At 59.2% G+C, this 13,073-nt stretch carries 13 protein-coding genes; 11 read left to right on the forward strand and 2 right to left on the reverse strand.

Annotated elements, in window-relative coordinates; translation table 11 throughout:
• Positions 1-13: 13 nt before the first annotated feature.
• The 10 genes from fabD (at position 14) to ptsG (ending at position 9,494) form a co-directional block, all read left to right on the forward strand.
• Entirely contained in the window at positions 14-946 is a 933-nt protein-coding gene (gene fabD, locus HA46_RS00145; protein WP_084881833.1) for an ACP S-malonyltransferase, read from the forward strand.
• 10 nt (positions 947-956) lie between these two features.
• Positions 957-1,691, forward strand: a complete 735-nt coding sequence (gene fabG, locus HA46_RS00150; protein ID WP_033750943.1) for a 3-oxoacyl-ACP reductase FabG — start codon at positions 957-959, stop codon at positions 1,689-1,691.
• 153 nt (positions 1,692-1,844) lie between these two features.
• Entirely contained in the window at positions 1,845-2,081 is a 237-nt protein-coding gene (gene acpP, locus HA46_RS00155; protein ID WP_025901771.1) for an acyl carrier protein, read from the forward strand.
• Positions 2,082-2,165: 84 nt separating this feature from the next.
• Positions 2,166-3,407 (forward strand): beta-ketoacyl-ACP synthase II, encoded by a 1,242-nt coding sequence (fabF, locus tag HA46_RS00160; protein ID WP_033750934.1) that lies wholly within the window; start codon positions 2,166-2,168, stop codon positions 3,405-3,407.
• A gap of 121 nt (positions 3,408-3,528) precedes the next feature.
• The gene (pabC, locus tag HA46_RS00165; protein WP_084881834.1) at positions 3,529-4,341 is read left to right on the forward strand and encodes an aminodeoxychorismate lyase; all 813 of its coding nucleotides are present in this window, start codon (positions 3,529-3,531) and stop codon (positions 4,339-4,341) included.
• On the forward strand, positions 4,338-5,357 hold the full coding sequence (mltG, locus tag HA46_RS00170; protein WP_084881835.1) for an endolytic transglycosylase MltG: 1,020 nt from the start codon (positions 4,338-4,340) through the stop codon (positions 5,355-5,357). The genes pabC and mltG overlap by 4 nt, the downstream gene beginning before the upstream one ends.
• Positions 5,347-5,979, forward strand: coding sequence for a dTMP kinase (tmk, locus tag HA46_RS00175; RefSeq protein ID WP_084881836.1), 633 nt, complete (start codon positions 5,347-5,349; stop codon positions 5,977-5,979). Before mltG ends, tmk begins: the two co-directional genes overlap by 11 nt.
• Entirely contained in the window at positions 5,976-6,965 is a 990-nt protein-coding gene (holB, locus tag HA46_RS00180; protein ID WP_033789514.1) for a DNA polymerase III subunit delta', read from the forward strand. Before tmk ends, holB begins: the two co-directional genes overlap by 4 nt.
• 19 nt (positions 6,966-6,984) lie before the next feature.
• The gene (locus tag HA46_RS00185) at positions 6,985-7,776 is read left to right on the forward strand and encodes a metal-dependent hydrolase (protein WP_084881837.1); all 792 of its coding nucleotides are present in this window, start codon (positions 6,985-6,987) and stop codon (positions 7,774-7,776) included.
• A gap of 284 nt (positions 7,777-8,060) precedes the next feature.
• Positions 8,061-9,494 carry a PTS glucose transporter subunit IIBC gene (ptsG, locus tag HA46_RS00190; RefSeq protein WP_084881838.1) on the forward strand — a complete coding sequence of 478 codons (1,434 nt, stop codon included), beginning with the start codon at positions 8,061-8,063 and terminating at the stop codon, positions 9,492-9,494.
• A 113-nt stretch (positions 9,495-9,607) separates the two neighbouring features.
• Here ptsG and bglB read toward each other — a convergent pair whose 3' ends face one another.
• Together bglB and HA46_RS00200 are read right to left on the reverse strand one after the other, a co-directional pair.
• Positions 9,608-10,747, reverse strand: coding sequence for a beta-galactosidase BglB (bglB, locus tag HA46_RS00195; RefSeq protein ID WP_084881839.1), 1,140 nt, complete (start codon positions 10,745-10,747; stop codon positions 9,608-9,610).
• Between the two features lie 9 nt (positions 10,748-10,756).
• Positions 10,757-12,349 carry an MFS transporter gene (locus tag HA46_RS00200; RefSeq protein WP_084881840.1) on the reverse strand — a complete coding sequence of 531 codons (1,593 nt, stop codon included), beginning with the start codon at positions 12,347-12,349 and terminating at the stop codon, positions 10,757-10,759.
• 353 nt (positions 12,350-12,702) lie between these two features.
• On the opposite strand from HA46_RS00200, the gene hinT reads away from it, so the two are divergent.
• The gene (hinT, locus tag HA46_RS00205; protein ID WP_033750906.1) at positions 12,703-13,053 is read left to right on the forward strand and encodes a purine nucleoside phosphoramidase; all 351 of its coding nucleotides are present in this window, start codon (positions 12,703-12,705) and stop codon (positions 13,051-13,053) included.
• Positions 13,054-13,073 lie beyond the last annotated feature (20 nt).

The following is a 13,073-nucleotide window of genomic DNA, read 5'->3' on the forward strand; positions in this document are numbered from 1 at the left end:
ACAGGAAAGGAAGATGACGCAATTTGCATTTGTTTTTCCCGGTCAGGGATCACAGACCGTCGGCATGCTCTCAGAGCTGGCGGCGACCTATCCGCTGGTGGAAGCGACCTTCCGCGAAGCGTCTGACGCGCTGGGATACGATCTGTGGCAGCTGGTCAGCGCTGGCCCGGCTGAAGAACTGAACAAGACCTGGCAGACGCAGCCTGCGCTGCTGGCCGCCTCCGTGGCGATCTATCGCGTCTGGCAGCAGCAGGGCGGCGCGCAGCCGGCGCTGATGGCCGGCCATAGTCTTGGCGAATACTCCGCGCTGGTTTGCGCCGGCGTGCTTGATTTCGCCGACGCCATCAAGCTGGTGGAGCTGCGCGGCAAGCTGATGCAGGAAGCGGTGCCGGAAGGCACCGGCGCGATGCAGGCGATTATCGGCCTCGACGACGCGTCGATTCGCAAAGCCTGCGAAGAGAGCGCGCAGGGCCAGGTGGTCTCGCCGGTTAACTTTAACTCGCCGGGCCAGGTGGTCATCGCTGGAAATAAAGAAGCGGTCGAACGCGCGGGCGCAGCCTGTAAAGCGGCGGGCGCCAAGCGCGCGCTGCCGCTGCCGGTCAGCGTGCCGTCGCACTGCGCGCTGATGAAGCCCGCCGCAGACAAGCTGGCGGTAGCGCTGGAAGAGATTGCGTTCAATGCGCCGTCTGTTCCGGTGGTCAATAACGTTGACGTAAAATGCGAAAGCGACGCGGCGGCGATCCGCCACGCGCTGGTGCGCCAGCTCTATAGCCCGGTTCGCTGGACCGAGAGCGTAGAATTTATGGCGTCGCAGGGCGTTACCCAGCTGCTGGAAATGGGGCCGGGCAAAGTGCTGACGGGTCTGACCAAACGCATTGTGGACAGCCTGACGGCGGCAGCGGTAAACGACCCGACGTCGCTTTCTGCAGCACTTGAACAGGAATAAGAGGATAAACATGAGCTTTGAAGGTAAAGTTGCGCTGGTAACAGGCGCGAGCCGCGGCATCGGCCGCGCGATCGCTGAAACGCTGGTCGCGCGCGGCGCTAAAGTTATCGGCACCGCGACCAGCGAAAGCGGCGCAGAAGCCATCAGCGCTTACCTCGGCGATAACGGCAAAGGTCTGCTGCTGAATGTGACCGATCCCGCATCGATCGACAGCGTGCTGGAGAAGGTTCGCGCAGAATTTGGCGAAGTAGACATTTTGGTCAATAATGCAGGCATTACGCGTGACAATCTGTTGATGCGCATGAAAGACGACGAGTGGGCGGATATCCTTGATACCAACCTGACGTCGGTCTTCCGTCTTTCAAAGGCGGTATTGCGCGCCATGATGAAAAAGCGCGTGGGTCGTATCATTACCATTGGTTCCGTTGTTGGCACCATGGGCAACGCGGGCCAGGCAAACTACGCAGCAGCCAAGGCGGGTTTGATTGGCTTTAGCAAATCACTGGCGCGCGAAGTTGCGTCACGTGGCATTACCGTAAACGTCGTGGCTCCGGGCTTTATCGAGACGGACATGACGCGTGCACTGAGCGAAGATCAACGTTCCGGCATTTTGACGCAGGTTCCTGCAGGTCGTCTAGGCGACGCGCAGGAAATTGCCAATGCTGTTGCATTCTTAGCCTCTGACGAAGCAGCCTACATCACGGGTGAAACGCTGCACGTCAATGGCGGCATGTACATGGTCTGATAATCACGAAATCATTTGCATTGTTTGCGGTAAAAACCGCAAAATAGCGTAAAATCGTGGTTCGACCAGCCGGGATTTTGTTGCATCTTTTTCAACATTTTATACACTACGAAAACCATCGCGAAAGCGAGTTTTGATAGGAAATTAAATAGTATGAGCGATATCGAACAACGCGTTAAGAAAATCATTGCTGAGCAGCTGGGTGTGAAAGAGGACGAAGTAACAAACTCTGCATCTTTCGTTGAAGACCTGGGTGCTGATTCTCTTGACACCGTTGAGCTGGTAATGGCTCTGGAAGAAGAGTTTGATACTGAAATTCCAGACGAAGAAGCTGAGAAAATCACTACCGTTCAGGCAGCGATCGACTACATCAATAGCCACCAAGGCTAATGAATATCTTCAGGCGGTCGCTCGACCGCCTGAGTTTTATGCTAGTTCCTTAGAGTTTTTATTCCCCCTCCCTGGAGGACGAACGTGTCTAAGCGTCGTGTAGTTGTGACCGGTCTTGGCATGTTGTCTCCTGTCGGCAAAACCGTAGAGTCTACCTGGAGTGCTCTCCTTGCCGGTCAGAGCGGCATTAACCTGATCGACCATTTTGATACGAGTGCCTACGCAACCCGTTTTGCTGGCATCGTAAGAGATTTCAATTGTGATGAAATCATCTCGCGCAAAGATCAGCGCAAGATGGATGATTTCATCCAATACGGCATTGTTGCCGGCGTGCAGGCTATGCAGGATTCGGGTCTGGTCGTGACCGATGAAAACGCTGGACGCATCGGTGCGGCCATTGGTTCCGGCATCGGCGGACTGGGTCTGATCGAAGAGAACCATACCTCGCTGGTCAATGGCGGTCCGCGCAAAATCAGTCCGTTCTTTGTACCTTCGACCATCGTCAACATGATCGCCGGCCATCTGACGATTATGTATGGCATGAAAGGTCCCAGCATCTCTATCGCCACTGCCTGTACTTCCGGCGTGCACAACATCGGTCATGCGGCGCGTATCATCGCCTATAATGATGCTGACGTGATGCTGGCGGGCGGCGCAGAGAAAGCCAGCACCCCGCTGGGCGTGGGCGGCTTCGGCGCAGCGCGCGCGCTCTCTACGCGCAACGATAACCCGCAGGCGGCAAGCCGTCCGTGGGATAAAGATCGTGACGGCTTCGTGCTGGGCGACGGCGCGGGCATTATCGTGCTGGAAGAGTATGAGCACGCGAAAAAACGCGGCGCGAAAATCTATGCGGAAATTGTCGGCTTCGGCATGAGCAGCGACGCTTACCACATGACGTCGCCGCCGGAAAACGGCGCTGGCGCCGCGCTGGCGATGGAAAACGCGCTGCGTGACGCGCAGCTGTCGGCAGAGCAGATCGGCTACGTCAACGCGCACGGTACCTCTACGCCGGCGGGTGACAAAGCGGAAGCGCAGGCGGTGAAAACCATTTTCGGCGCCTCGGCGAAAACCGTTATGGTCAGCTCGACCAAATCGATGACCGGCCATCTGCTGGGCGCGGCAGGCGCGGTAGAGTCAATCTACTCGATTCTGGCGCTGCGCGACCAGGCCGTTCCGCCGACCATCAACCTGGATAATCCGGATGAGGGCTGCGATCTCGACTTCGTGCCTCACACGGCGCGTCAGGTTAGCGGTCTGGAGTACACGCTGTGTAACTCGTTCGGTTTCGGCGGCACTAACGGCTCATTGATTTTCCGTAAGATCTGACGATTCACGTTCTGGCAAAAGGCCCGCACATGCGGGCCTTTTTTTCTATCTGGAAAGGCTCTGAAACGGATTATCACACCACAACGCGCTACCATAGCGCTTTTGCTTGCGGGAGAGCCCCATGTGGATAAATGGAACGGAGCAGCGCACGCTGCCTGTCAGCGATCGCGCGACGCAGTTCGGCGACGGCTGTTTTACCACGGCAGCGGTGCATAACGGCCGCATTCAGCTGCTGGCGGCGCACCTGCGCCGTCTGCGCGAGGGATGCGAACGCCTGATGATGCCCGACGTCGACTGGTCGCAGCTGGAAAAAGAGATGCGCGCAGCCGCACAGCCGCACGCCCAGGCGGTTCTGAAAGTCATCCTCAGCGCCGGCGCTGGCGGGCGCGGCTACAGCCGCAAAGGCGGCAGCGGCGCCACGCGCATCGTCTCGGTTGCGCCCTGGCCGCACCACTATCAGCCGCTGCAAACGCTGGGCGTCAGGCTGCGTACCAGCCCGGTGCGGCTGGCGCAGAGCCCGTTGCTGGCGGGCATCAAACACCTGAATCGCCTGGAGCAGGTGATGATCCGGGCGCATCTCGACCAGAGCGACGCCGACGAGGCGCTGGTGCTTGACACTTCGGGCTACGTGGTGGAATGCTGTGCGGCCAATTTATTCTGGCGGCAGGGCGAACGCGTTTTTACGCCTGATTTGACGCACGCTGGCGTCGACGGCGTAATGCGGCGCTATCTGATGGAGCAAATGGCCGCCGCAGGCCTGCACTGCGATGTGGTGCGCTGTGAAGCGACGCAGCTGCAGGCGGCCGACGAAATTGTCATCTGCAATGCCCTGATGCCGGTTTTGCCGGTACGACAGCTGGACGACAGGACGTTCAGCGAGCGCGCGCTCTACCAACGGTTTCAGCACAGCTGCTATTTAATGGAAGCAAAATGAGTCGAACGAAAAAATTTTTCGCCGTCGTCGCGGCGATTCTGGCCCTGGCGGCGGCCTTCAGCTACTGGCAAATCCAGCGCTTCGCCGCGACGCCCTTAACCATTGACCAGGAAACGATCTATACCTTGCCAGCGGGCACCGGCCGGGTGGCGCTGGAGGCGCAGCTGGAGAGCCAGCATCTGATCCCGCAAAGCGTCTGGTTCGGTGCGCTGCTGAAGCTCGAGCCGGACCTGGCGCGCTTTAAAGCGGGTACCTACCGGCTAGAGAAGGGGATGACGGTGCGCGCGCTGCTGCAGCTGCTCGCCAGCGGCAAAGAGGCGCAGTTCCCGCTGCGGCTGGTAGAGGGCCAACGCCTGATCGACTGGCTTGCTGAGCTGCGCGCCGCGCCCTATATCAAACACCAGCTGAAAGATGACCAGTTCGCCACGCTGGCGAAGACGCTGAACATCGACCCGCTGGCGCTGGAAGGCAGTTTTTATCCCGATACCTATCTTTATACCGCCAACACCAGCGATATCGCGCTGCTGCAGCGCGCGCACGTCCGTATGACGGCGCTGGTGGATCAGATCTGGAAAAATCGCATGCCGGACCTGCCCTATAAAAATCCGCAGGAGATGGTAACCATGGCCTCGGTGATTGAAAAAGAGACCGCCGTCAGCGCTGAGCGCGCGCGCGTCGCCTCGGTGTTTATCAACCGGCTGCGCACCGGCATGAAGCTGCAAACCGATCCGACGGTGATTTACGGCATGGGCGAGAAGTATACGGGCACGCTGACGCGTAAAGACCTTGAGACGCCGACCGATTACAATACCTATACCATAAACGGCCTGCCGCCTGGCCCTATTGCCGCGCCGAGCAAAGCCTCTCTGGAAGCGGCCGCGCATCCCGAAAAAACCGATTACCTCTATTTTGTTGCCGACGGCAAGGGCGGTCATACCTTTACCACCAACCTTGCCAGCCATAACCAGGCGGTACAGGCCTACCGGCAAACGCTGAAGGAAAAAGATGAAAAGTAAGTTTATCGTCATTGAAGGCCTGGAAGGCGCCGGAAAAACCACGGCGCGCGAGGCGGTGGTCGAAACGCTGCGCGAGCGGGGCGTTCAGGATATCGTCTTCACCCGCGAGCCGGGCGGCACGCCGCTGGCGGAGCAGCTGCGCGTACTGGTGAAGCAGGGCATTGAGGGCGAACAGGTCACGGACAAAGCGGAGCTGCTGATGCTCTACGCCGCCCGTGTACAGCTGGTGGATACCGTGATTAAACCCGCGCTGGCGCGCGGCGCCTGGGTCATCGGCGACCGGCACGACCTCTCTTCGCAGGCCTATCAGGGCGGCGGACGCGGGCTGGACGCCGCGCTGATGCGCACGCTGCGCGACGCCGTGCTGGGCGATTTTCGCCCCGATCTTCAACTCTACCTCGACGTCACGCCGGAAATCGGCCTGCAGCGCGCCCGCGCCCGCGGCGAGCTGGATCGCATTGAGCAGGAGTCGCTACGCTTTTTCGAGCGCACTCGCGAGCGCTATCTGGCGCTGGCTGCCGAAGACGCGCGCATCCTGACCGTGGATGCCACGCAGCCGCTTGAGAGCGTCACGCAGGCGATCAAAGCGACCCTGGCGGACTGGCTGGATCGGCAGGCATGAACTGGTATCCATGGCTGAATCAGCCTTACCGCTACATTATCGGCCAGCATCAGGCAGGACGCGCGCATCACGCGCTGCTGATCCAGGCGATTGACGGAATGGGTGAAGAGGCGCTGGTATGGGGCGTCAGCCGCTGGCTGATGTGCCAGCAGAAGGATGGACTGAAGAGCTGCGGCCAGTGCCACGGCTGTCAGCTGATGCAGGCGCAAACGCATCCCGACTGGTACCGCCTGGAGGCGGAGAAGGGCAAAAGCACGCTGGGTATTGACGCGGTGCGCCAGGTGACCGAGAAACTCTACCATTTCGCCCAGCAGGGCGGCGCGAAAGTGGTCTGGCTGCCTGATGCCGCGCAGCTGAGCGAATCGGCGGCTAACGCGCTGCTGAAAACCCTGGAAGAGCCGCCGGCCAACAGCTGGTTCTTCTTAGGCAGCCGCGAATCGTCGCGTCTGCTGGCCACGCTGCGCAGCCGGTGTATGGCGCTCTCGCTGGCGCCGCCGGATGAGGCGCAGAGCCTGCAGTGGTTGGGCAAGCAGCTGCCGCACGAGTCTGTCGCGCTGCAGACCGCGCTGCGCCTCAGCGCGGGCGCGCCTGCGGCGGCGCTACAGCTGCTGGAGCCGGCGCGCTGGCAGGCGCGCCAGAACCTGTGCGACGGGCTGCCCGCCGCGCTGCGGCAGGATATTTTGCTGCTGCTGCCGCTGCTTAATGCCGAAGATGTCGCCGCGCGCATCAGCTGGCTGATGGCGCTGCTGGTGGATGCGATCAAATGGCAGCAGGGCGCCGTGCGCTGGTTAAGCAACCCCGACCGTCAGGATGTGGTCGCGCTGCTGGCGGAGACCTTTTCCGCCCGTGCGCTGGATGAGAGCGCGCGCGCGTGGATGCAGTGCCGGGAAGAGCTGATCCACGTGGCCGCCGTCAACCGCGAACTTCTGTTAACCGACCGACTTCTGAGCTGGGCCGATCAACGCAAGCCCGGCGTAGTCGCTTAACGACAAAACGAGACACCTTATGTTTATTGTGGATTCACACTGCCATCTTGATGGCCTGGATTATGAAAAGAACCATCGCGATCTTGACGATGTGCTGGCCAAAGCCGCCGCGCGCGACGTGAAGTTTATGCTGGCGATTGCCACCACGCTGCCGGGTTTTCATACCCTGAAGGCGCTGGTGGGCGACCGTGAAAATATCGCGCTCTCGGTCGGCGTGCACCCGCTGAATCAGGAAGAGCCGTACGACGTCGAGGAGTTTCGTCGTCTGGCCGCCGATCCGCGCGTAGTGGCGCTGGGCGAAACCGGACTCGACTACTATTATCAACAGGAAACCAAAGCACAGCAGCAGGCGTCGTTCCGCGAGCATATCCGCACCGGCATCGCGCTGAACAAGCCGATTATCGTGCATACCCGCGACGCGCGCGACGATACGCTGGCGATTCTGCGCGAAGAGCAGGTCGAGCGCTGCGGCGGCGTGCTGCACTGTTTTACCGAGGATCAGGCGACGGCGGCGAAGCTGCTCGATATGGGCTTCTATATCTCGTTTTCCGGTATCGTCACCTTCCGCAACGCCGAACAGCTGCGTGAAGCGGCGCGCTATGTGCCGCTGGATCGCATGCTGGTGGAGACCGACTCTCCCTATCTGGCGCCGGTGCCGTATCGCGGCAAAGAGAACCAGCCAGCCTATACGCGCGACGTGGCGGAATACCTCGCCGTGCTGAAAGGGGTCGATATCGAGACGCTGGCCGCCGCCACCACGCGAAACTTCTCGACGCTTTTCCAGGTGCCGTTGAGCCGGCTCGGCGGTTAAGGTTTTATTTCAAAGCCTGTAATAATTCGGTAATACCGACTGATTGCCCTGCTTTTTATCGCAGGGCTACTGTTTTATGGGGTAAAAATAGCGCTGTCAGTCAGAATATACTGATATAAGAGCGAGGCGATCCAGGAAACGTGATAGTCGTCAAAGTAACGCCGGATGATTTATTTTACCCTTCGTAATAATTAAAAGGCGGTCACCGTCAAACGGGTTGCGGATCCTCCCCCGCGACCCAGCGCACTGCGCGAAATCGCACTCATACTCAGGAGCTTCAGGCTATGTTCAAGAACGCATTTGCGAACCTGCAAAAGGTCGGTAAATCGCTCATGCTGCCGGTATCGGTTCTGCCGATCGCCGGCATTTTATTAGGTGTTGGTTCGGCAAACTTTAGCTGGCTGCCGGCCGTCGTTTCCCACGTGATGGCGGAAGCGGGCGGTTCGGTGTTTGCTAATATGCCGCTTATCTTCGCTATCGGCGTGGCGCTCGGCTTTACCAACAACGACGGCGTCTCCGCGCTGGCGTCAGTGGTGGCGTACGGCATCATGGTGAAAACCATGGCGGTGGTCGCGCCGCTGGTGCTGCATCTCTCCGCTGAGGAGATTGCCGCGCACCATCTGGCGGATACCGGCGTACTGGGCGGCATTATCGCCGGTGCGATAGCGGCCTATATGTTCAACCGCTTCTACCGTATCAAGCTGCCAGAATATCTCGGCTTCTTCGCCGGTAAGCGCTTTGTGCCGATTATCTCCGGCCTGGCGGCGATCGTGCTGGGCGTGCTGCTCTCCTTTATCTGGCCGCCGATTGGCTCGGCGATTCAGGAGTTCTCGCAGTGGGCTGCCTATCAGAACCCGGTTGTGGCGTTCGGCATTTACGGCGTGGTTGAGCGTGCGCTGGTGCCTTTCGGCCTGCACCATATCTGGAACGTACCTTTCCAGATGCAGATCGGCGAGTTCACCAACGCGGCGGGTCAGGTGTTCCACGGCGATATTCCGCGCTATATGGCGGGCGATCCGACCGCGGGCAAACTCTCTGGCGGCTTCCTGTTCAAAATGTACGGCCTGCCGGCGGCAGCCATCGCCATCTGGCATTCGGCGAAGCCTGAAAACCGCGCCAAAGTGGGCGGCATCATGATCTCCGCCGCGCTCACCGCGTTCCTGACCGGTATTACCGAGCCGATCGAGTTCTCGTTCATGTTCGTTGCGCCGATCCTCTACGTGATCCACGCGATTCTGGCCGGTCTGGCGTTCCCGATCTGTATCCTGCTCGGCATGCGCGACGGCACCAGCTTCTCGCACGGCCTGATCGACTTTATCGTGCTGAGCGGCAACAGCAGCAAAATCTGGCTCTTCCCGGTCGTCGGCATTATCTACGGTCTGGTTTACTACACCATTTTCCGCGTGCTGATTGTGAAGCTGAACCTGAAAACCCCAGGCCGTGAAGAGACGACTACCGAGTCCTCTTCAGCCACCGGCAGCGAAATGGCGGGCAAGCTGGTTTCTGCCTTCGGCGGCAAAGAGAACATCACCAACCTGGATGCCTGTATTACTCGTCTGCGCGTCAGCGTGGCGGACGTCAGCAAGGTTAACCAGAACGAGCTGAAAAACCTCGGCGCCCGTGGCGTGGTGGTGGCAGGCTCTGGCGTTCAGGCGATTTTCGGCACCAGGTCCGATAACCTGAAAACCGATATGGATGAATATATCCGCAGCATGTAATGCGCGATAAGAAAAAAGCCCCGCACAAGCGGGGCTTTTTTTTGGGCGCAGAGGCGTCGCGGATGAGAGGGCCCGACGCCAGCCGGGGCTATTGTTCAACCGCAATCAAGGGATCAGAGATAGGCCCGCAGGTATTCCGTCAGACACAGCAGCGCCATCGCCTGACCGTAGGGCATGGAGGTCAGCGGCACGTTGCGGTAGTAGTCGAGATCGCTGCCCATCGCGGTGCCGAATGAAACCTGTTTCAGTTCGCCGTCCTCGTCGATATTGGCGATCACGCCGCGCAGCGCGTTCAGGCCGGTGGGCAGATAATCCGCGCTGAGGTAGCGCTTGCGCACCGCCTTGATAATGCCGTAGGCGAAGCCTGCGGTCGCCGACGCTTCCAGATAGCTATCTGGATCGTCCAGCAGCGTATGCCACAGGCCGCTCGGATGCTGGCAGGCGCGTAGCGCTTTCACCTGGCTCTCCAGCACCTGCAGCAAAAAGCGACGCGTCGCATGCTGTTCCGGCCAGTTCATCATCTCCAGGAAGTCGGGAATGACGATGGTGAGCCAGCTGTTGCCACGCGCCCAGCGCGCATTGGCGAAATTATGGCGTCCTTCAAAGTTCCAGCCGTGGAACCAGAGCCCGGTCTGGCGATCCATCAGATATTGCGTATGCAGCAGGAACTGATAGCTCGCCTCTTCGATAAATTCCTGACGATTCAGCAGCTGGCCGATTTTCGCCAGCGCCATTACGCTCATCATCAGCGTATCGTCCCAGAGCTGCTGATGGTTTTCATTGTTGTAGACGATATGCTGCAGGCCGCCCTGTTCGGTGCGCGGCATCTCATACATCACCCATTCCGCCCAGCGCTCCAGCACCGCCCGCCAGGCGGGGTTGCCGGTCTCTTCGTAGCGCCAGGCGAGCGTCAGGAAGGGCGCGACGGTATTCACGTTCTTGGTTGGGGTGCCTTCTGCAAGGCGCGCGGCAAACCACTGGTCGATAATGCTCAGCGTCTGCTGGTCACCGGTTTGCTGGTAATAGTGCAGCATGCCGTAGAGCCCGATGCCGTGAGTCCACTCCCAGCCAGCCCAGCCTTTGGTGTCAATTACCCGCCCGTCATCGAGATGCAGCAAAAATTCTCCCGTCTCGTCGGTGATATTCACCAGGTTTTGCGTCAGCTTGTGAATCAGTTGCAACAGTTCCTGGCGCGGCAGTAGAAATTCTGGTTGGCACAAAAGCGCACTCTGTTTCACAGGAAATACAGTCATGGTTCATTCCTATCGTTTCAAGGTCGTAGTAAGGGAAGAGGCGATCGGACGCGCAGTCTTGAGCGGCGGCGCGGCCGGTTTATGACGGTTAAGGAAGCCGATATTGTTGTTGCCCCAGAGATTCTCATACGGCATGCCGGCCAGGGTTTCGACGATGTCGCGCGCTTCCGGCGTGAGGCGCTCTGGCAGGACGCGGTCAGCTTCGCGCATTTTCAGCGTCTCTTCGCGCAGCACGGTGTGGGTCTGCAAATTGAGCTTAAAGCGAAGCGAAACCAGAAAGCCGCAGGCCAGCACGCACAGCGTGCCGAGACTAAGGATGCCGAGAATGGTATGGCTGACGCCCGGCGGCTGCGTCGCCTGCCCGGAGACGAAGCCGGAGAGCTGCAGCACGATGCCGACCAGCATGACCGCGCCCGCCTGAGAGGCTTTGCGGGTCAGGGTCATAATACCGGCGAAAATTCCCTCGCGGCGCTGGCCGGTAATCACCTCGTCGACGTCGGCGATATAGGTGTAGATATTCCAGGGCACATAGTTGATCCCGCCGCGTCCCAGACCTGCCAGCGCGGAGATCAGCAGCAACAGCGAGAAGCTGTCATTCATGCCCGCATACCAGAGGCCGGCGTAGGAGAGGGCCGCGAGGCCGAACAGCATGACCACCAGACGGTAGGCTGGCGCCGGTCCCATGCGGATGCAGAGCGGGATCATGCCCATCACGGCGATAAACTGCAGCACCGCCATGGTGCCCATCAGATTGGAAGCGATCTGCGCGCTCTGCATCAGTACGAACACCACATACCAGGTAAAGACGGCGTTAAAGACATCCTGCGCGATATAGCCGCCCAGATACATGCCGAGGTGCTGACGGAAAATGCGGATGCGCAGCGTAGAGGCGAGTTCGACATAGAGGCGCTTCAGGCTCTGCATCAGCGACAGCTGCCGCTTCTCCTCTTCGGCGCGGCGCGACTCCTCGGAAAAATCGCCGGGATCGCGCTCCCAGGTAAAAAGCCAGACCAGCGTCAGCACCAGCGCGCAGATAACCGAAAACACCAGGCTGGCGTAGAAAAAAGAGAGCGGATTATCTTTGCCCAGCGCGCCAATTAAGACGCCTGGCAGGAAGGCGGCAAGGATCGCCGAGAGCTGGGCCAGCGCGATGCGCGCGCCGGAGAAGCGGGTCTTCTGTTTGAAATCGTCGGTCATTTCCGGCACCAGCGTTTCATAGGGCACCAGAATCATGGTGTAGACCATATCGAACAGCAGATAGGTGGCGAGATACCACCAGAAACCCATATCGCTCAGCCACATCAGGCTGTAGCTGAAGACGCAGGGAATGCCGAGCAGAATAAAGAATTTGCGGCGGCCGAAGCGCTTGCCCAGCCAGGTCGAGCCGAAGTTATCGGTCAGGAAGCCCATCAGCGGACTAACCACCGCGTCCAGCACGCGCGCGGCGGCGAAGATAAAGGTCGCTTCGATAGGCGTCAGGCCGCAGAAGGTAGTATAAAAATAGAGCAGCCAGGCGGCGGTAAGCGCCGTGGTGCCCGCGCCGAGGAAATCCCCAGAACCGTAAGCCAGATAGTGGCCAAAACCAATTTTACGTGAGCGCATACGGATGCTCCTTTATAGCCATAGTCAGTACATCCTTTGTTATCCGGACGACACACTCGGAATAGATAGAAAGTAGAGCCGCAGCGCGGGGCAAACCTTCGCAATTTCGACAGGCGTCGCCCCTGGCTGGCAATCATGCAAAGAAAAGGGCGGTGCGTTTCTAATTTATGAAACGGCGTTTCATTTTAACTTCAGGCAGTGCGGGCGTTTGCGAAGCGGCGCACAGTTAAAAGAAGCGGCGAAAATGGCGCAAAGGCAGGCAGTTAATTGGCGAAAAGTGGTCCTGAGCTTGAAAGAAAACAAATTCCTCACGCATACTGATTGACTGTCCATCAGGCTTAAGGAAATGCACCATGGCTGAAGAAACGATTTTCAGTAAAATCATCCGTCGCGAAATCCCTGCCGACGTGGTGTATCAGGACGAACTGGTCACTGCGTTTCGCGATATCTCTCCCAAAGCGCCGACGCATATTTTGATTGTCCCCAACGTGTTGATCCCCACCGCTAACGACGCGCTGCCCGCCCACGAGCAGGCGCTGGGCCGTCTGTTTACCGTCGCCGCGAAAATCGCGCGTGCCGAAGGCATCGATCAAGACGGCTATCGCCTGATCGTTAACTGCAATCGTCACGGCGGTCAGGAGGTTTATCACATTCATATGCATTTACTCGGCGGACGTCCGCTGGGTCCAATGCTGGCCGACTGATCCTCCATACGGAAGCGAGT

The sequence above is a fragment of the Pantoea septica genome (assembly GCF_002095575.1).
Taxonomy (GTDB): domain Bacteria; phylum Pseudomonadota; class Gammaproteobacteria; order Enterobacterales; family Enterobacteriaceae; genus Pantoea; species Pantoea septica.

What these genes read in the sequence shown, in the direction of transcription:
- fabD (WP_084881833.1), top strand. Translation starts at nt 14, where the DNA reads ATGACGCAATTTGCATTTGTTTTTCCCGGTCAGGGATCACAGACCGTC.
- fabG (WP_033750943.1), top strand. Translation starts at nt 957, where the DNA reads ATGAGCTTTGAAGGTAAAGTTGCGCTGGTAACAGGCGCGAGCCGCGGC.
- acpP (WP_025901771.1), top strand. Translation starts at nt 1,845, where the DNA reads ATGAGCGATATCGAACAACGCGTTAAGAAAATCATTGCTGAGCAGCTG.
- pabC (WP_084881834.1), top strand. Translation starts at nt 3,529, where the DNA reads ATGTGGATAAATGGAACGGAGCAGCGCACGCTGCCTGTCAGCGATCGC.
- mltG (WP_084881835.1), top strand. Translation starts at nt 4,338, where the DNA reads ATGAGTCGAACGAAAAAATTTTTCGCCGTCGTCGCGGCGATTCTGGCC.
- tmk (WP_084881836.1), top strand. Translation starts at nt 5,347, where the DNA reads ATGAAAAGTAAGTTTATCGTCATTGAAGGCCTGGAAGGCGCCGGAAAA.
- holB (WP_033789514.1), top strand. Translation starts at nt 5,976, where the DNA reads ATGAACTGGTATCCATGGCTGAATCAGCCTTACCGCTACATTATCGGC.
- HA46_RS00185 (WP_084881837.1), top strand. Translation starts at nt 6,985, where the DNA reads ATGTTTATTGTGGATTCACACTGCCATCTTGATGGCCTGGATTATGAA.
- ptsG (WP_084881838.1), top strand. Translation starts at nt 8,061, where the DNA reads ATGTTCAAGAACGCATTTGCGAACCTGCAAAAGGTCGGTAAATCGCTC.
- bglB (WP_084881839.1), bottom strand. Translation starts at nt 10,747, where the DNA reads ATGACTGTATTTCCTGTGAAACAGAGTGCGCTTTTGTGCCAACCAGAA.
- HA46_RS00200 (WP_084881840.1), bottom strand. Translation starts at nt 12,349, where the DNA reads ATGCGCTCACGTAAAATTGGTTTTGGCCACTATCTGGCTTACGGTTCT.
- hinT (WP_033750906.1), top strand. Translation starts at nt 12,703, where the DNA reads ATGGCTGAAGAAACGATTTTCAGTAAAATCATCCGTCGCGAAATCCCT.